19 protein-coding genes, 1 other RNA gene and 1 riboswitch are annotated in these 17,481 nt (G+C 58.9%); of the genes, 11 read left to right on the top strand and 9 right to left on the bottom strand.

What is annotated here, in order from left to right:
- Positions 1-12 precede the first annotated feature (12 nt).
- The 3 genes from ACR0LL_RS19050 to nudC are packed head-to-tail and all read right to left on the bottom strand — an operon-like array spanning position 13 to position 2,007.
- On the bottom strand, positions 13-528 hold the full coding sequence (locus ACR0LL_RS19050) for an N-acetyltransferase family protein (RefSeq protein WP_480588752.1): 516 nt from the start codon (positions 526-528) through the stop codon (positions 13-15).
- A complete protein-coding gene (locus ACR0LL_RS19045) occupies positions 518-985 on the bottom strand; it encodes an SRPBCC family protein (RefSeq protein WP_267363541.1) in 468 nt (155 codons plus the stop codon). The genes ACR0LL_RS19050 and ACR0LL_RS19045 overlap by 11 nt, the downstream gene beginning before the upstream one ends.
- A gap of 38 nt (positions 986-1,023) precedes the next feature.
- Positions 1,024-2,007: an NAD(+) diphosphatase gene (gene nudC / locus ACR0LL_RS19040; RefSeq protein WP_480588751.1), complete on the bottom strand. Its 984-nt coding sequence runs from the start codon at positions 2,005-2,007 to the stop codon at positions 1,024-1,026.
- Between the two features lie 183 nt (positions 2,008-2,190).
- Here nudC and ACR0LL_RS19035 point away from each other — a divergent pair, with 183 nt between their 5' ends.
- The 3 genes from ACR0LL_RS19035 to rsgA all read left to right on the top strand — a co-directional run bounded on the left by ACR0LL_RS19035 (position 2,191) and on the right by rsgA (position 5,384).
- Positions 2,191-4,059, top strand: coding sequence for a bifunctional 2',3'-cyclic-nucleotide 2'-phosphodiesterase/3'-nucleotidase (locus ACR0LL_RS19035; protein ID WP_480588750.1), 1,869 nt, complete (start codon positions 2,191-2,193; stop codon positions 4,057-4,059).
- A 39-nt stretch (positions 4,060-4,098) separates the two neighbouring features.
- An RNA gene (gene ffs / locus ACR0LL_RS19030) (signal recognition particle sRNA small type) lies at positions 4,099-4,197 on the top strand.
- Between the two features lie 158 nt (positions 4,198-4,355).
- Entirely contained in the window at positions 4,356-5,384 is a 1,029-nt protein-coding gene (gene rsgA / locus ACR0LL_RS19025; protein WP_480588749.1) for a ribosome small subunit-dependent GTPase A, read from the top strand.
- Between the two features lie 35 nt (positions 5,385-5,419).
- On the opposite strand, the gene ACR0LL_RS19020 is transcribed toward rsgA, so the two are convergent.
- Positions 5,420-6,277: an alpha/beta hydrolase family protein gene (locus tag ACR0LL_RS19020; RefSeq protein WP_480588748.1), complete on the bottom strand. Its 858-nt coding sequence runs from the start codon at positions 6,275-6,277 to the stop codon at positions 5,420-5,422.
- Positions 6,278-6,410: 133 nt separating this feature from the next.
- Positions 6,411-6,629: riboswitch (cobalamin riboswitch) on the top strand.
- Between the two features lie 90 nt (positions 6,630-6,719).
- Between ACR0LL_RS19020 and ACR0LL_RS19015 the strand changes: the two genes are divergently transcribed.
- Positions 6,720-7,127: a hypothetical protein gene (locus ACR0LL_RS19015; RefSeq protein ID WP_480588747.1), complete on the top strand. Its 408-nt coding sequence runs from the start codon at positions 6,720-6,722 to the stop codon at positions 7,125-7,127.
- Here ACR0LL_RS19015 and ACR0LL_RS19010 read toward each other — a convergent pair.
- Entirely contained in the window at positions 7,119-7,631 is a 513-nt protein-coding gene (locus ACR0LL_RS19010) for a protein-tyrosine phosphatase family protein (RefSeq protein ID WP_480588746.1), read from the bottom strand. The genes ACR0LL_RS19015 and ACR0LL_RS19010 overlap by 9 nt on opposite strands.
- Positions 7,632-7,803: 172 nt before the next feature.
- Here ACR0LL_RS19010 and ACR0LL_RS19005 point away from each other — a divergent pair, with 172 nt between their 5' ends.
- From ACR0LL_RS19005 to recR, 3 genes are all read left to right on the top strand, one after another.
- Complete coding sequence (locus ACR0LL_RS19005) at positions 7,804-9,567, top strand: DNA polymerase III subunit gamma/tau (protein ID WP_480588745.1); 1,764 nt, start codon at positions 7,804-7,806, stop codon at positions 9,565-9,567.
- 189 nt (positions 9,568-9,756) lie between these two features.
- A complete protein-coding gene (locus ACR0LL_RS19000) occupies positions 9,757-10,110 on the top strand; it encodes a YbaB/EbfC family nucleoid-associated protein (RefSeq protein ID WP_209507712.1) in 354 nt (117 codons plus the stop codon).
- Positions 10,111-10,171: 61 nt separating this feature from the next.
- On the top strand, positions 10,172-10,765 hold the full coding sequence (gene recR / locus ACR0LL_RS18995; RefSeq protein WP_480588744.1) for a recombination mediator RecR: 594 nt from the start codon (positions 10,172-10,174) through the stop codon (positions 10,763-10,765).
- Positions 10,766-10,825: 60 nt separating this feature from the next.
- On the opposite strand, the gene ACR0LL_RS18990 is transcribed toward recR, so the two are convergent.
- The gene (locus tag ACR0LL_RS18990) at positions 10,826-11,755 is read right to left on the bottom strand and encodes a class I SAM-dependent methyltransferase (RefSeq protein WP_480588743.1); all 930 of its coding nucleotides are present in this window, start codon (positions 11,753-11,755) and stop codon (positions 10,826-10,828) included.
- An 89-nt stretch (positions 11,756-11,844) separates the two neighbouring features.
- Between ACR0LL_RS18990 and ACR0LL_RS18985 the strand changes: the two genes are divergently transcribed.
- Positions 11,845-12,333: a hypothetical protein gene (locus ACR0LL_RS18985; protein ID WP_480588742.1), complete on the top strand. Its 489-nt coding sequence runs from the start codon at positions 11,845-11,847 to the stop codon at positions 12,331-12,333.
- Here ACR0LL_RS18985 and ACR0LL_RS18980 read toward each other — a convergent pair.
- Positions 12,330-12,959, bottom strand: a complete 630-nt coding sequence (locus ACR0LL_RS18980; RefSeq protein WP_480588741.1) for a ribonuclease T2 family protein — start codon at positions 12,957-12,959, stop codon at positions 12,330-12,332. The two genes, ACR0LL_RS18985 and ACR0LL_RS18980, sit on opposite strands and share 4 nt — an antisense overlap.
- A 130-nt stretch (positions 12,960-13,089) precedes the next feature.
- Here ACR0LL_RS18980 and ACR0LL_RS18975 point away from each other — a divergent pair, with 130 nt between their 5' ends.
- Complete coding sequence (locus ACR0LL_RS18975) at positions 13,090-13,851, top strand: DUF1013 domain-containing protein (RefSeq protein WP_267363611.1); 762 nt, start codon at positions 13,090-13,092, stop codon at positions 13,849-13,851.
- A gap of 51 nt (positions 13,852-13,902) precedes the next feature.
- Complete coding sequence (locus ACR0LL_RS18970; RefSeq protein WP_267363610.1) at positions 13,903-14,292, top strand: hypothetical protein; 390 nt, start codon at positions 13,903-13,905, stop codon at positions 14,290-14,292.
- 55 nt (positions 14,293-14,347) lie between these two features.
- Here the strand turns inward: ACR0LL_RS18970 and ACR0LL_RS18965 are convergent, their stop codons facing one another.
- Both ACR0LL_RS18965 and ACR0LL_RS18960 read right to left on the bottom strand, forming a co-directional pair.
- Positions 14,348-15,379: a permease gene (locus ACR0LL_RS18965; protein WP_267363608.1), complete on the bottom strand. Its 1,032-nt coding sequence runs from the start codon at positions 15,377-15,379 to the stop codon at positions 14,348-14,350.
- Positions 15,372-15,680: an ArsR/SmtB family transcription factor gene (locus ACR0LL_RS18960; protein WP_209507696.1), complete on the bottom strand. Its 309-nt coding sequence runs from the start codon at positions 15,678-15,680 to the stop codon at positions 15,372-15,374. The genes ACR0LL_RS18965 and ACR0LL_RS18960 overlap by 8 nt, the downstream gene beginning before the upstream one ends.
- A gap of 133 nt (positions 15,681-15,813) precedes the next feature.
- Between ACR0LL_RS18960 and pdxR the strand changes: the two genes are divergently transcribed.
- Positions 15,814-17,274, top strand: a complete 1,461-nt coding sequence (gene pdxR, locus ACR0LL_RS18955) for a MocR-like pyridoxine biosynthesis transcription factor PdxR (RefSeq protein ID WP_480588740.1) — start codon at positions 15,814-15,816, stop codon at positions 17,272-17,274.
- Positions 17,275-17,481 lie beyond the last annotated feature (207 nt).

Genomic DNA, 17,481 nt, shown 5'->3' with positions numbered 1-17,481 from the left:
AATGGTCGCTCTCTAGCGGTTAATCCGGTAAACCTTTGACACAGACCCATCTTGTGTGCGGTACGTCCGGAAACCCATGGCTTCGTAATAGGCCAGACCTTCGGTATTGCCTGCACCAATTGTTGCATCAATAGCAGGGAGACCATGCGCAAGGGCCGCGTCCAGAGTGTGCGCGAAAAGTGCACGCCCGATCCCAAGCCGGGCGGCTGATGGTCGGATATGGGTTCCAATCACGCCCCACCCCACTGACACGCCGTAGGGGTTGTTTTCGACCGCATATTTCAGGGATTGGAAACCAAGCACGTGACCATTCGGGTCCGTGGCGATTGTACACCGCAATTGATCCGGGTGGCGAATATAGTGCCTTAAGGCAAAATCGACATCGTGGGCTTTGCGCCGCTTGCCAGCCAAGACCAGATCGTGAAGGACGCCAGCGATCCCTTCGGCATCGCTGGCGGATGCGGATTTGAAACTCAGGTGGTCCGATCCCCTCGCACCTGCTGTGCGATCTTGTGTCTTACCCGCCATGCAGGTGCCTCTGCTCCAACTCGCGTGCGAATTCGCTGAGACGCACCTGGAACTGCTTGCGAAATCTGGATTGTCCCAGTTTCATGGATTGCAACAGCAACCGTGCCGGCAGGGACTTGGCGGCGAGTGACATTTCAACGCTTAGGCGCGTCCGGCGCGGGGACAGGGCCAGAAAATCCACGGTCGTGAACCCGGTGATACCCTTGCTGGCAGCGTCAAATCGCATTTGCGAAGGCCTGTCGAAATCCGTCATCACCACCGACATCTGACGCGGCTTTCCGCGCAGTTTGAACTCCGTATTCCATTCGGTTCCGGCAGTCACCGCCGCGCCACCGCCCAAACGGCGCACATCGATGCCACGGCGCATTGCCATACGCTCGAATCGTTCAAAATCCGACACCATGTCGAACACCGATTGGATGGGGGCCTCGATATCTTCTCGCGCTGAAAACTGCATAATGACCTTTGCTGTTTTATTGCTGAGCCAATGTTTCCTCAGTCCAGAGTATCTGCAAGCCAGTTCTGAAGCAGAAAATGAGCGATAGCCCCTTTGCGCGCTGGCAATAGCCTAGGATGATCACCGGCAAAGGCCTGCATCATTTCGGATTTGCTGACCCACATCGCCTCTTCTATCTCGACCGGGTCGATCACGATGTCGCGTGACAGCGCCTCACCCGCACATCCAAACATCAATGAGGCCGGGAACGGCCAGGGCTGGCTGGACAGGTACGAAACCGCACCTACCGGCACGCCCGCCTCTTCCATCACTTCGCGGCGCACTGCTGCCTCAAGCGTTTCGCCGGGCTCAACAAATCCCGCCAGCAAGGAGAACATCCCGTCAGGCCAGCCCGGAGACCGGCCCATCAGCACGCTGTCACCATGCGTGATCAACATGATCACAACCGGATCGGTGCGCGGAAAGTGTTGCCCGCCACAGGACAGGCAACTGCGCTGCCATCCCCCCTGCGACACCTCGCTGGCGGCACCACATCGGGCACAGTAGCGATGCGTTTCATGCCAGCCGATTATTGCCTTTGACGTTGCCGCCAGTTCCGCGTCGCGCGCCGACAGCCGTGTCATGATCCGGCGCAGTTCGGCAAACACGTGGCCTTGCGGTAAATCCGGGTGTTGTTGTTCGGACTTGTCCACGAAGGCGCCCAGACTGGTCAGATCCAGCCCCTCGGCTGTCCATGCGGAAATATCAACGGCAAACACGGGGGCGCTGTCAGCGCTCAGACCCAAAAACACCGGGGATTCAATGACGCCGCCGGGACCATTGCTGATCAGCGGATGCGTCATTGGGATCATGGCAAGCTGGTCCAGCCCCTCACCCTGTACCAGCAGTTTTCCACGCCACAGCAAGATACAGCGGGCGGCCGGGTTGTGCATCGCCTCGGTCAGCTTGTCCGCATCTCCGCGATACTGCGCCGCCCGATCAAGGCCCGAACCCCCGAAGGTTACCTGCTCTGCGTTTTTCATTGGATTTCCTTTTGATCTTGCGCACAGGGCTGCCACGTCTCGGCCTGTGTTGCAATGGCTATTCAGGGACGGAAAATCCACCACCCTGCCGCTGAAAAGCCGCATGGTGGCCTCGGAAAAATCATCTAGAGTGAATTTTGATGGATTTAATCAATACACACATTCAATAGCAGAATACTCAAAGTGAAGATCCCCTCCTCGACGCAGGTACAGCCCATTGGTGACAGTGGGAAAATTCGCATTCTGGCCACAACCGACCTGCATATGAACTTGACCGGTTTTGATTATTACACCGACACGCCAGACCAGACGGTTGGATTAACGCGCACTGCCAGCCTGATCCGCGCTGCCCGACAAGAGGCCGAACGCGCGCTGGTGCTGATGTTTGACAACGGGGATTCGTTGCAGGGAACCCCAATGGGCGATTGGGCAGCCAATAGTGGCACCGCCCATCCGATGATGAAAGCGTTCCAAGCCCTGGATTATGACGCTATCGGACTGGGCAACCATGATTTCGGGTTCGGGCTGGCGTCATTGGGCAACATCCTGACGCAAGCCCCCTGTCCGGTCGTTTGCAGCAACCTGTATCGCACGCGCGGCCCACAGCCCTGGCAGCGACACACCGTTCTGGACCGCACTGTATCTTTGAACGGTAAAGACATTCCCGTTCGCATCGGCGTCTTCTCGGTTCTTCCGCCGCAAACGGCCTGTTGGGAGGCGCATAATCTGGATGACGATATAGTCGTCGAGGATATCCTGGTTGCGGCAAAGTCCCTGACGCAGACATTGCGCGACGAGGGGTGTGATATCATCGTGGCGCTTGCTCATTCCGGCCTTGGGGGCACCGAACCGGTGGCGGGGATGGAAAACGCCGTGATACCCTTGGCCGCGATCAAAGGCATCGATGCCATTGTGGCCGGGCACACTCACCTGACACTTCCAGGAGAGGACCATGCCAATACCCCGGTGGTCGATCACCTGACGGAGCTGGTACACGGAACACCCGTTGTCATGCCGGGATCAGCGGGCTCTTACCTGGGGGTTATCGATTTGGCCGTGACCGCCGGGCCGGACGGCAAAGTGCAAATCCGGGATTACCGCGTCGAACTGCGACCGGTTATCAGCAACGGCACAGCCGTCGGGGAAGACAGTGAAATTGCGGGCTTGTGTGAGGTGGCACATCGTATGACCCGTCAATCCGTTGCCGCACCGGTGGCACATATCCCGGATACATTGCACAGCTATTTCAGTTGCTGTGCGCCGGATCGCGGGCTGACCCTTGTAGCTGCGGCGCAAGCCGCCGCACTGCGCCCGTTTTTGCAGGGAACAGACCTGGCGGATCTGCCGATTTTGTCGGTTGTTTCGCCTGCCAAATCCGGCGGACGCTCAGGCCCGCGCCATTATACCGAGGTACCCGCCGGAGAAATATGTTTGCGCCATGTCGCGGATCTGCATGTGTTTCCCAACGAGTTGCGTGCAATCCGGATCAGCGGTGCGCATCTGTTGGACTGGTTGGAGATGTCGGCCAGCGTATTCAACCAGTTAAAGCCCGGTTCCGAACCCGAGCTGATCAACCCTGAACGGGCCGGATACAATTTCGACATCGTGTTTGGACTGTCTTATCAGATCGATCCCACGCGGCCGCCTCAATACGATGCGCAGGGGAAAATGATCCGCCCCGACCAAAAGCGGATCAGCGATCTGACATATGCAGGCCGTCCCGTACGACCGGAGCAGATGTTCGTTATGGCGCTGAACAATTACCGCGCCAGCGGAGGCGGGCATTTCCCGCATGCGACAACGTCTGAGCTGATCAGCCTGCCACCGCTGAGCATCAAGGACCTTGTGCAGGATTACCTGGCGCAGCACCTTCCGCCCGATCCGATCGCCACGCAGCCCTACCCGTTCTCGTTGATGCCGCAACGGGGCGTGACAACAATTCTTCGCACAGGTCCAGGCGCCCTGAAATATCTGGATGAGTTGCACAGGTTCGATCCCGTGTCGCTGGGCTCGGATGGCTTGGGATTTGAACGCATTCGCCTGACGCTCTGATGGGTTGTCTTTTCCCGATGCCTTCCCTATATCCTGACTCGAGAGGTTGGCGCGGGCGAGCGCCTCGCCAACCTGGTCAGGTCCGGAAGGAAGCAGCCACAACGAGCCCCGCTTGGGTCGATGTCCAACCTCTCACTTCGTGAACCACAGCCGCAGGAGGGCTTTATGATTGTAGTGAAAACCCTTCGGGCAGACTGGTTCTGATTCACCGGAATCACCGGACTGCCTGAACACACGACCTGCGGATGCGCGATTGCCATCCGTTGGCATTGCTGTTTCTGAAAACAGGCAGATAAATGTCTTATACGCTTTCGGACCTGGGATGGTCCTCTCACTTTGCCGCGCAACACGCGGCTTTTCCTTCCGACACGCCCTTTCGCGTCGCCTCCGTTCATCGGGACCGTCTGATCGGGCTGAGCCCGAATGGTGAAATCCCTTTGCGGACACCGGATAATTCGACCGGTTCATATGCCGTCGGGGATTGGATTCTTGCGGACGCCGAATACCGCGTGCGTCACCTTCTGGACCGGCGCAGCCTGCTGCAACGCAGGGCTGCCGGTACAGGTGCCGCAACACAACTGATTGCCGCTAATGTCGATGTGTTGTTCATCGTCAGCTCGTGCAACGCCGATTTCAACCTGCCCCGGCTGGAACGTTATCTGGCGCTGGCGCATCAGGCCGGATGTTATCCGGTCGTCGTCCTGACGAAAGCTGACCAGTCGGATGACCCCGGCAGTTTCTCGGGACAAGTGCAATCTCTGGACCCTTTTCTGTCGGTGCTGGCGGTCAATGCGCTGAACCCGGCAGATGTCGAAAAGGTTCTGGCATGGTGCCCCAAAGGCCAGACCGGCGCGCTGGTCGGGTCGTCGGGCGTAGGTAAAACGACGCTCAGCAACGCCATGACGGATCAAAACCTCGCCACGTCTGGAATTCGCGAAGACGACGCACGGGGCAGACACACGACAACGGTGCGCGCGTTGCACAGGATGGGTAACGGTGGCTGGCTGATCGACACGCCGGGAATGCGCGCATTGCGTTTGCTGGACGCTCAGGACGGGATCGACAACGTGTTCTCGGACATCACGGAGCTTGGCCAAAGCTGTCGCTTTTCGGATTGTCAGCACGAGACCGAGCCCGGCTGTGCCGTGCAGAACGCAATCGGCGAAGGCGTACTTGACCCGACCCGGCTGGACCGTTGGCGCAAGCTGCGGCGCGAAGATCAGCGAAACTCGGAAACCGTTGCCCAATCGCGGGCGCGGGACAAGGCGTTCGGCAAGATGGTGCGCGGTGTCATGCAGGACAAGAAGCTTCGCAAACGGCCATAACTGCAAGGTGTTAGGAAAACCTGCGTCGCGTCTGATCAGGCGATCAGGCGCGGCCAGACCGCGGCATTGCGACGGGCAAATGCTCCGATATGGCCTATTTCCGGCAGTCCGAATTCAGCAGGCTTCAGAAGGTGGCGTCTGGCCTCGGGGCCATACAGATCAGCAAGGCGCCAAACCGCCTCGGGCGGAACCATCTGGTCATCTTCGAACGTGAACAGATCCACTGGTACTCCCGAGCCGTTCCAACGCGCATCAGGCAATTCCTGCCCTACCTCGGGCACATAGTTCAGGGGGGCTGTGCACCATTTGCGCCATTGCCAGTAAACCGAGGCGGGCAGGTCCGACCCAAACCCGATTGCTTTGCCAGGCAGATAGCCAAGTGCCCGCACCATCAGCGGTGCATGGCCATACCAGAACAGCCCAGCCAACCCCCGATAGGGCCATGGGTGATCTTTCAAAGTCACCAGCCCCGAACACACACCGATCATTCGGTCGATCTGGTCGATATCCGGCTGCACCGGCCCCAGCATCGCACCGACCGAATGGCCGATGGTCCACTGCTGCGCCATTGGAAACCGCCTGCGCATTTCGGCCCGTGCCGCAGGCATATCGATCAACGCCCAATCCGCCATTGTCGCGGTTGCATCTTTCAGGTGGCCGAGCAAAGAAAGCCCGTAGTCCCGATAGTCATAGGTCAGGCAAGCTATCCCCCGCTCGGCGGCCAGCCATCGCGCGAAGTGTTGATAATAGTCACGCGGCACACCCGTGGCACTGTTAAGTACGACAACGGTTTCCGGCTCACCCACTGGCCGATGCAACCGCGCCGACAAGGTCACAGATCCGGACGGAAAGCGGAAATCTTCGATCAACACCGTCTGTTCCGTATCCAACATGATCCCCGGCTTTCGCTGAAACAATCGGTATGCCTGCCTTCGATGCCGACGACACTAGGCCGGAACATAATCCGCATCCAGCATGACCAAACGTCCGGCCTAAAGATCGGCTTGACTCGGAACGCGATCAGGCGCTAGCGGTTGTGTGATGGTTTCCGGCCCCCACAAGAGGTCGGGATGAAAAGGGAACACGGTGCGGTTTGTCTGGTCACACAGATATCAACCAAGTCCGCGACTGCCCCCGCAACTGTAAGCGGTAAGCAATGCCGAAATACCACTGGCCCATGGGCTGGGAAGGTCGGCAGAGCAATGACCCGCAAGTCAGGAGACCTGCCATCGGAACTGAAACCGAAACTCGGGCGGGGTGTCCGGGCAGGTCCTGACAGCGAGATGCTGTCCCACCTGCCCCAATATCCAGCCCACCACGCGCGGAGGGCGCAGGATGATCTGGAAGACAAAGTCACACGAATACAGCGCAACAGTGTGCCAGCGGACGGGCAAAACCTGCCCGGCTTTGGCGCGACTGGCCCGCTCGATTTCCGAAGCCATGGCGCAGGCGGTTTCGGCCACCAGCGAAGATTTCGAATTTGAAGGCAACAGCGCGCTGTCACATTGCGCAGAAGGGTGCATGGCAGCGATCCGAGCGCGATCCGACAGCGTTCGCGTTTTCTGCGGGGCGCACCCTGATACGGCAATTCGGGACCTGGATGCCTATGCCGATTTGATCTTCGGACCTACATTCAGCACGCTGCCCTCGGGCATTGTCGCGAATCCGCCTTGCGCCATGATCGAGGTTTCAACGATCCGGCCCCGGAAAACCGGCTACGCACCCCAGCAGCTGTCAGCTTGATCCCACTTCCACCTGTGCCGGGGTGATCCAGGACGCCCAGGCCAGCTGCGCATCGGTTTCGACAGCGCAGGGGCGCACGGCCCGCAGGCGGTCCAGTGCGTCGCTGGCGCGTTCACCGCATTCAACCATCAGTCGCAGAACAATCATCCCGGATCTGCCGCACCCCCCACGGCAATGCACAAGAACCCGGCCACCGCCCGACAGCGCATGTCGGGCCGTGGCGCTGACCTCTGGCCAGGCCTTCTGAACCGCCTGCGTCGGTGCTCCAAAATCTTCGATCGGCAGGTGAACCCACCGGCTGGCACGGCTTTGGATGTCGCTGCCAAAGTGCTGCGCGCCATCCTGAAGCATTTCAACATCCGTCGTCATTGAAATCACAAGGCCCGGTTTCCACGCCGCAATCATATCCAGATCGCCGACGTAATCCCCGCCACGCCCGGGCATTGAAGTAAGGGCAAGCGTTCCGCCTCCGACCTGCAGAGCAAAAATGACCAGCTGCGACATGAAGTGCGTCCTCCCCCAAGGTACTCTTTAAGAAATGAATCATTAAATCCGCTGGACCAGTTTAGTTGGAAACCAGCCCGTTTCTGAAACAAAAAATCATCGCGCCCCGCAGTGGACGCGGAGTGCCGCCGCCACTACGCTGTGCCGAAGCACCGAATCCGAGCGAGATGACATGACAGACACGCCCAGCCCCGCCTATCAGGTTCTCGCCCGCAAATACCGCCCGGAAACCTTTGCCGATCTGGTGGGTCAAGATGCTATGGTGCGCACCCTAAAAAACGCCTTCGAGGCCGACCGGATTGCGCAGGCCTTTATCATGACCGGCATTCGCGGAACGGGAAAAACGACCACGGCGCGGATCATCGCCAAGGGCATGAACTGCATCGGACCGGATGGAACCGGAGGGCCGACAACCGAGCCTTGCGGTCAGTGCGAGCATTGCGTCGCAATCATGGAGGGACGCCATGTCGATGTGATGGAAATGGATGCGGCCAGCCGTACCGGCGTCAACGATATCCGCGAGATCATCGACAGTGTCCGCTATCGCGCCGCCAGCGCGCGCTACAAGATCTACATCATCGACGAGGTTCACATGCTCTCGACCAGCGCATTCAACGCGCTGCTCAAGACGCTCGAGGAACCGCCCGCACATGTGAAATTCATCTTCGCGACCACCGAGATTCGCAAAGTGCCGGTCACGGTTCTGTCGCGGTGTCAGCGCTTTGACCTGCGCCGGATCGAGCCCGAAGACATGATCGGCCTGCTGCGCAAGATCGCCGGGGCGGAGAGCGCGCAGATCGCCGACGACGCGCTGGCGTTGATCACCCGCGCTGCAGAAGGGTCGGCCCGCGACGCGACCTCATTGCTGGATCAGGCAATCTCGCACGGGGCCGGAGAGACGACGGCAGATCAGGTCCGTGCGATGCTGGGTCTGGCGGATCGTGGTCGGGTTCTGGACCTGATGGACATGATCCTGCGCGGTGACGCAGCAGGGGCGCTCACTGAACTGAGCGGGCAATATGCGGAAGGCGCGGACCCTCTGGCCGTGCTGCGCGATCTGGCCGAAATCACACATTGGGTGTCCGTCGTAAAGATCACACCTGACGCGGCCCAGGACCCGACGGTTTCCCCCGACGAACGCACACGGGGCCAGCACATGGCCGAGGCCTTGCCGATGCGGGTTCTGACCCGGATGTGGCAAATGCTGCTGAAGGCGCTGGAGGAAGTCTCTGCCGCGCCCAACGCGATGATGGCTGCCGAAATGGCTGTTATCCGACTGACGCATGTCGCCGATTTACCCAGCCCCGAAGAGCTGATCAAACGGCTGCAAGACGCCCCACCTTCGCCACCCGGCGGGCCGGGCGGGGGCATGTCACCGTCCCGGCAGGCCCCGGTGGCAACGCAATCCAACGCGACCCCGCCGCCTGCCTATACATCGCCCCCGCGCGGAGCGGGTGGCGCACCGGTTGCCGCACTGGCGCAGGATGCACAGACGGCCCTGGCCCGCTATCCAACCTTCGGGCATGTGGTGGAACTGATCCGCACGAACCGCGATGTAAAACTGCTTGTCGAGGTGGAAAGCGGCGTGCGCCTTGTGTCGTACCAGCCTGGCCGGATCGAATTCACCCCGACACCTCAGGCACCGTCGGATCTGGCGTCGCGATTGGGCTCTGCCCTGCAACGCTGGACCGGCAATCGGTGGGCCGTCTCCATTGTCTCGGACGGGGATGCCGCGACCATCGCGGAAGTGCGGGACCGGGCCGAGCTGGCCCTGAAAGCCGAGGCCGAAGAACACCCGCTGGTTCAGGCCGTGCTGACGCAATTCCCCAAGGCAAAGATCATTCGGATCGAAACACCTGAACAGCGCGCCGCCAAGGTTGTGACCGAAGCCCTTCCCGAAGTCGAAGAGGAATGGGACCCGTTCGAAGAGGATTAGGCCTCAGCCCGTGGGTCCACGTTTCAAGAAACCGGCATACTCACGCCCCTCCACCATGCAACTGAGGGAGGGATTGCAGGCGCATAAATGATCGGTCCGCGACGCTCTGATCTGGACAGGCGGGAGACCTCTTGTGCCACCTGCCTGCGGTCCGTATTTAGAACCAAACAGAAACACAGGAGACGACTGATGCTGAAAGGACTCGGCGGGCTTGGCGGACTGGGCGACATGGCCAAGATGATGAAATCCGCACAAGACCTGCAAACCAAGATGACCGAAATGCAGGAAGAGCTGAACAACATGATGGTTGTCGGCGAATCCGGTGCAGGGCTGGTCAAGGCAACGGCCACAGCCAAGGGTGAACTCAAGGGGCTGGACATTGATCCGTCGATCTTCAACGGCGACGACAAGGAGGTGGTCGAAGACCTAATCCTGGCCGCAATCAAGGACGCTCAGGCCAAAGCCGCCGAACGTTCACAGGAAGAGATGGGCAAGCTGACCGAAAGCATGGGCCTGCCCAAAGACATCAAGCTACCGTTCTGAGCTTCATCTTTTCCCAAATACTCCCGCCGGAGGCTCCCTCCGGCGCAAAGCAGGGCAGGCCATGGGCACGAACAGCGAAATCGACAATCTGATCGACCTGATGGCCAAACTGCCGGGGTTGGGCCCGCGCTCAGCCCGCCGCGCGGTGCTGCACCTGATCCGCAAACGCGCTCTGCTGCTGACGCCCCTGTCAGACGCCATGCAGCAAGTGGCCGTCACCGCCCGCGAATGCCTGAATTGCGGCAATGTGGGCACCACGGATATCTGTGACATATGCAATAGCGAGGCCCGAGCGACCGGCGAACTCTGCGTGGTCGAAGACGTCGCCGACCTCTGGGCGATGGAGCGGTCAGGGGTCTTCAAGGGCCGCTATCACGTGCTGGGTGGCACGCTGTCTGCACTGGACGGGGTCGGCCCGGATGAGCTGCGCATTCCCCGCCTCAGGGATCGGGTCCTGGCCGAAGGGATCACCGAAGTGATCCTTGCCCTGAACGCCACCGTCGACGGCCAGACCACCGCCCATTACATCGCGGATCAGCTGGAAGGCCAGGTGCGCCTGACCTCGTTGGCGCAAGGCGTGCCCATCGGTGGAGAGTTGGATTATCTGGACGACGGGACGATCACGGCCGCGCTCAGGGCGAGGAAGGAATTGTAGCCTGACGTAGGGTGATACACCAGCTGTACCTGTCTGTCTCCTGGCTGTCTTTATGTAAGCTTATCCAGAGTTAACCGCTTCAAAAAAGTTTAACTTTGCGGGAATACCCACGCCCTCCGGCTTCTCGAAAACTCTGAATTTTTCCATAACGGCTTCTTGTATTGCCGCGATATCCGCATCCGTTCCACAATATTTTTTTAGAATTCGCGCTGCTGGTCCTATGTTGGAAGCCAAGTCAGCAACTTTCTTGAGCGGTCCTTGATGTTTTAGTGTGATCGCCGAAAACTCTCCTGTCACATTTCTGAACCCTGCTTTTTTCAACACATCGACAACGTAACCGATATCCTGAAAACCCAGAGGTCCCGGTGCATTGGAATCAGCTGGATCAGGTGGCCCCAAACGTGAAACTGCCGCTTTGCATGGAACATCGAACCAAGGGTTTATTGCCATAGGAGCCCAAGCCGCTGCAATCAAACGCCCCTGTGCCCGCATGTGTTTTCGTATATTGGCAAAGGCAGCGTACGGATCGGAGAAGAACATGACGCCAAAGCGCGAAATCACAAGATCGAATGGCGCGCTTGGGATCGCACCTTGTTGCGCGTCCATCAAAAGATACCTTGATTTTACAGGAAGTTTACCAGCTTTCTCTTGAGCGTGCTCCAACAGCGGTTTGGAAATATCCAACGCCGTCAGTGTTCCATTTGAGGTCAGCTTTTTCGCAAAAGCACGGCTCGTGGCGCCGGTTCCGCAACCAACATCAAGTACATCCGCATCATGGATATCACCCGCTCGCCGGATAAGTTCTTGGTCCACCGCTTCAAAAACAGCGTCCAGTTCTTCTTCGAACTTGATCCACTGAAGTCCCGGAGCTGAACTCCAGTAATCCGCCTGCGCTTTGTTGGCAATCATAGCGTCTCTAACCTTCTTGAACGCAATCATTGTAGCATAGTTGCCGCGCAAAGCTGTCGTACTTTGAAACTGCTGAAGCATCTGGACTAAGTTTCAGAGAATACTGTTTGCCTGAAACCGAGTTACAGTTAGATACAGCCAACTGCATCTTTTAGTTTGGAGTGCTTAACTTGATCCGCCTTCTCGCCACTACTTTCGCCGCCTTCACCGCAACCGCTGCCCTGTCGCAGGACCTTGTGGACAAGGGCTTCGTCGAAGGCTGGAACATCATGATGGACCCCGCGCTTGGGAACGGGTGTCTGATCCAGACGGTGTATCAGGATCTCTCGGTGGTCAGGCTGGGTTACGACGCGTTGGGCAATCGCGGGTATTTCGCCGTGTACAACAAAGCCTGGGGCGACATTAAGCAAGGTGAGAGCTATCCCATCCGGTTCGAACTGGACGGCAAGAGCTTTGATGCCACCGCTATCGGGTTCAATGAACGCAAAGTGCCCGGTGCGACGGTGTTTTTTACCGACCGGAATTTCGTCACCGCGATTGCCCAGAACAAGACGATGACAGTTTACAATCCCGCAGGCGAGGTGGTGATGGCGATTGATCTGAAAGGCACCGCCAAGGCGCTGGACTATGCGCGGGACTGCCAGAACAAGAAGCTTTAACGAATCGGATCGAACAGCGCGTCCTTGGCGGTGCAGTCGCGAATTACATCGCGGCCGCATGGCACCGGATCAAGGTCGCGCGACAGGCATAGGCGGACCTCTTCGATATAGCCCTGTTTGCAGGTGACCGTGATCATATCGCGCTCCAGCTCCGGATTGGCTTTCAAAAACGCATCCTCGACCACCGAAGCCGGCAGTTTGACGGATGCGTCCAGCTTGCGGAAGACCTGCGGGCGTTCGACAGCATCATAGGCACGCCGGGACAGGGCGAAATAGTCGGGCGCAGATAGCCCCGAACAGGTGCCGTGTTTCTTCCACTGATGCCATGCAAGGCCCGCACTACCCTGAATATCTTCCATTTCCCGCGTCATGCGGCGTGTTGGCGGCGCCTCGGGCGAGCGGCAGAAGGATGGCCAGCCCTGATGAAATTGCGGCCAGAGCCCGTGCAGGATCCATCCGTGGTCGTGCCGGTCGTCGCATTGGTCTGACCCGCGCGCGTCCCCTTCACGGGCGCACCAATTGGGCGACCAGCTAAGCGACAGGACGTAATAGTCGAACTCACCTGTTTTTTCACCTTCGGCCAGCGCTGTCATCGCGCTGAAGACCCACAATACGACCCAGCGCATTCGCCTCTTCCCTTCTTGCTGCGTGGCGACTATATACGGGCCAAGTTCCCCGACAACGGAAACCTGCCCCAAGACCAAGGGGCCGCCGAATTCCGGCGACGGGAAAGATGTATGTATAGGAGACGGGCTGATGGCAAAACCGCTTATGGCCAAGGCAACCGCCGTATGGCTGGTGGACAACACCACGATCAGCTTCAAGCAGATCGCGGATTTCGTAGGAATGCACGAACTGGAAGTGCAGGGCATCGCCGATGGCGATGTGGCCGCAGGCGTAAAGGGCTTTGACCCGATCGCAAACAACCAGCTGACCCAGGATGAGATCGACGCCGCGCAGAACAACCCGCTGCACAAGCTGAAGCTCAAGTTCAACCCGGCGGCATCCGGCGAAGAAAAGCGCCGTGGCCCGCGTTATACCCCGCTGTCTAAACGTCAGGACCGTCCGAATTCGATCCTGTGGCTGGTCAAGTTCCACCCCGAACTCAGCGACGGCCAGATCGCCAAGCTGGTTGGCACCACCAAGCCGACCATCCAGTCGATCCGCGAGCGCACGCACTGGAACATCTCGAACATGCAGCCGATCGACCCGGTAGCGCTGGGCCTGTGCAAACAGTCCGAACTGGATGCGATCGTGCAGAAGGCCGCTGCCAAGAAAGCGGCCGAAGGCGGCGTGATGAGCGATGACGAGCGTCGCAAGCTGGTTTCGACCGAGCAGTCGCTGGAAATGGACGCTGCGCCGAAAATCCCGACCGCGATCGAAGGTCTGGAAACCTTCTCGCTGTCCGATGATCGGTCGGATGAAAAAGACGACGAGCCTGTCATCGACGCCGACAGCTTCTTCAACCTGCCCAAAGGCGGGGCGGATGATGAAGACGAGGATAATCCTCGTCTGTAACAGACAATCAGCCCCGGTCGGAACGGCTGGGGCTTTTTTGACGGACTTGTCATGCTGAGCATTCTTTCTGCGATCTTCGGCCCGCACCGCGCCGTAACGATCTACGCCTTTCTCAGGACATGGGGGCTGGGTCTGGCGGGTGGTGTTGTCATGATCGCCATCGTCACCACCTTGTTTCTGTTGGGGGACGAAGGCGAACACGAGCACGAGGCTTTCCTGATCGTACCGGTTCTGTCCGCAACCCCGGTGAACGGGGACCTGAAGAACGGCGTCGTAGCCTCGGTTCGCTTGCCCGATGGATCGGCCACGTCGATTACGTCGACCGAGTCGCAGATTTCACAAACCGTTGGAACAACGGCCTGCGTGGAAAAACGCATCTACGTCAAAAGCGGCGAAGCCCGGTATCGGTTCAAACTGCCCCGTCTCTGCGAATCCGGTTGATCGAAATTTCAGACAAAACAAGGCCGCCCGATGCTGACACCGGGCGGCTTTTCGTTCATACCACCTGAAAGATGATGCCTGCGATTATTGCGCCCCCCACACCAAGGCTCAGGTAAGTCGCAAACACGCGCGGTTTGACCAATGACCAGACTGCGGCCATTGCCGGTATGGAACTGACGGCACCGGCAACCATGAACGACATCGCAGCCCCCGCGGTCATGCCCTGATCGATCAGACCCGCCAGCAGCGGCGGCGCGACGTAAGAGTTCAGATAGGCCGGCATCCCCACCAGAGCAGCAACGATGATCGGCAGCACGCCTTCTCCGCCAACGACGCCAGCGATCAGGTCCGCAGGCACATAGTTGACCAACAAAGCTTCGAGCACATAGGCCAGTGCCAGCCACTTCAGCAAGAACAACCCGTTGTGTACGAATTCCGAACGAAACCGAACACGACGCTCAGGCTCTTGCCAGAACTTCCAGACCGGCTTGTCATCCGCTTTCGGACCACATCCGCAACACCCGGCAGGTTTGTATTCGCGCAAGGGCTGGGCAAATGCCCCCTGCCGCATCAGTAACCGAACCGCGAACCCGCCGAACAAGCCAAGCGCAACGGCTGCAACCGCCTTACCGATGGCAAACGGCCATCCCAGCGCGGCAGCCGTAATCAAAAGCGTCGGCGGGTCGATCAATGGCGAACTGAGCCAGAACGCCATCACGGCCGACAGCGGCGCTCCAAGTGCAAGCAAGCCCGCAATAAAGGGAATGACTTCGCAAGAACAAAACGGTGCAAGTCCGCCGAACAGGGCGGCCAGAAAGATCATCCGGGTCTCGCGCCCTTCAAATGCGCGCGCCACCATCACCTCGGCCCCGGTTGCCTTGAGATATGACAACAGAAGCACGGCAAACAGGATGTATTGTCCTGTATGCGCCAAGGCCCTGACTGCAAAACTCGCAACCTCACGCAGGTTGCCGGGGTCGAGAACGGCCACCGCCACAAGAATGGCGACAATCAATGCCCAGGGTGTCTTGATCATCTCAAGCGCACCTTTGGCGGTCAGTCGGGGCGATTGCGTCAATTCAGCCATCGTTGGCCGCCTTTCCAACCGCGTCAGCGCAACATTCGCTAAGAATGAACTGCGCCAGCGTCTTCAATTCGTCATAACAGGCCCGGTTGATCGTGGTGCGACCGATCTTTTCCTGCTCGACCACACCTCCGGCTGCAAGAAACCGCAGGTGGTGCGCCAAAGTCGACGGGGCAATCCCCGTCCGGTTCTGGATTTCGCCAACGGTCAGACCGGCCTCACCAGCCCGCACTAGCGTCTTGAGGACTTTCAACCGGGCTTCCGAGCCCATGGCGGAAAATCCGGCAGCAGCGGTTTCCCACATGAGTTGCCTCCATTAAACTAGATTTCTAGTTTTATAGTTTCACAAAGGACCCTGGTCAACCCACATTGGGAAAATTTTCCATGACACTGTAAGTCCAGATTGCCCCTGCCTTAAGTCCAACCTATAAGCAGGCATGGGGATATCGGTCGAAACATTCTTTCTTGAGCTAAACGGTCAGGGCACGTTGCAGGCCCAGATCCAGCAGATGATTGCCGAGGGCATTCTGTCCGGTCGCTTTCACGTGGGGGAAAAACTGCCATCCTCGCGAAAGCTGGCCGCACATCTGGGTGTCAGCCGCATCACGGTGACGCTGGCCTATACCGAGTTGCTGGCCAATGATTATCTGATGGCAAAGGGCCGGTCAGGATATTACGTCTCGCAAAACGCACCGGTTCCGCCCAAATACTCGCCCGTGCAGCGCGGTACGGAGTCTGTCGACTGGGACAGGGCATTGGCGCGCCGCTTTCTGGACAGCGACGTCCTGCCGAAACCCAGCAATTGGCGCGAATACCGCTATCCGTTCATCTACGGTCAGGCCGACCGAACCCTGTTTGATCACGCCAACTGGAGATTATGCGCGGTTCGCGCATTGGGGCACAAAGACTTCGATTCGCTGACAGGGGATTACGTGGATCAGGATGATCCATTGCTAATCGAATTCATCGCGCGCCACACCCTGCCGCGCCGTGGTATCGTCGCCCGCCCCGAAGAGATCTTGATCACCCTGGGCGCGCAAAACGCGCTTTGGCTGGCCTCACGCATCTTGCTGACACACAAACGCACGGCCGTAATCGAAGATCCCTGCTACTACGCGCTGCGAAGCCTTTTGAACCACTGGGACTGCGCTGTGACCCCCCTGAGCGTCGATCGCGACGGCTTGCCACCAGAAGCGATCCCCGACGAAGCAGATGTCATCTTTACCACCCCCAGCCATCAAAGCCCGACAACCGCGACGATGCCGATCGACCGCCGCAACAAGCTACTGGATCGGGCACGCGATCTGGATGCAATGGTTGTCGAGGACGACTATGAATTCGAAATGGCCTTTCGCAGCGCACCTTCGCCTGCACTCAAGTCCATGGATCGGGATGGGCGCGTGATTTACGTCGGCAGTTTTTCCAAGTCGCTGTTTCCGGGATTGCGGCTTGGATACATGGTCGGATCCGAGCCTTTCATCCGCGAAGCTCGTGCTCTTCGCTCGTTGGTCCTGCGCCACCCTCCGGGTCATATTCAGCGCACGGCAGCGTATTTTCTGTCATTGGGCCATTACGACGCGCAGATCCGACGTATGTCGAAAGCCCTGCAAGAGCGGCGCGATGCGATGGACAAAGCCATCGAAGAAAGCGGGCTCACAGTGGCCGGGCGGGGTGTAATGGGCGGCTCATCAATGTGGATGTCGGCCCCCGAGCACGTCAACACAACGCAGCTTGCGCTAAAGCTGCAGAACAAGGGTGTTCATATCGAACCGGGTGCTCCGTTTTTCTCGGGGCCCGACAGGCCGCAGAATTTCTACCGCCTCGGGTACTCTTCAATTTCGACCAACCGCATAGGCCCCGGCGTCGAACTGATCGCGGATGCCATCCGGTCCGCCTGAGATCGCACTGGACATATTCCGCAGACGCGTCTGGCCCTAACGCAGGTCGCACCCTTACGCCAAAACCATATCAACCCCCGGGTCCCGGTGCCCGGTTTTCTCACTCTTGCTTGGAGAACACCCCTATGAAGATGACGACGGAAGAGGCCTTTGTTAAGGTTTTGCAGATGCATGGTATTGAACATGCGTTTGGGATCATTGGCTCTG

The organism is Ruegeria sp. AI2 (assembly GCF_056541275.1).
Note: the sequence above shows the minus strand (reverse complement) of the source record. Positions and strands in the feature narration are given on the sequence as shown.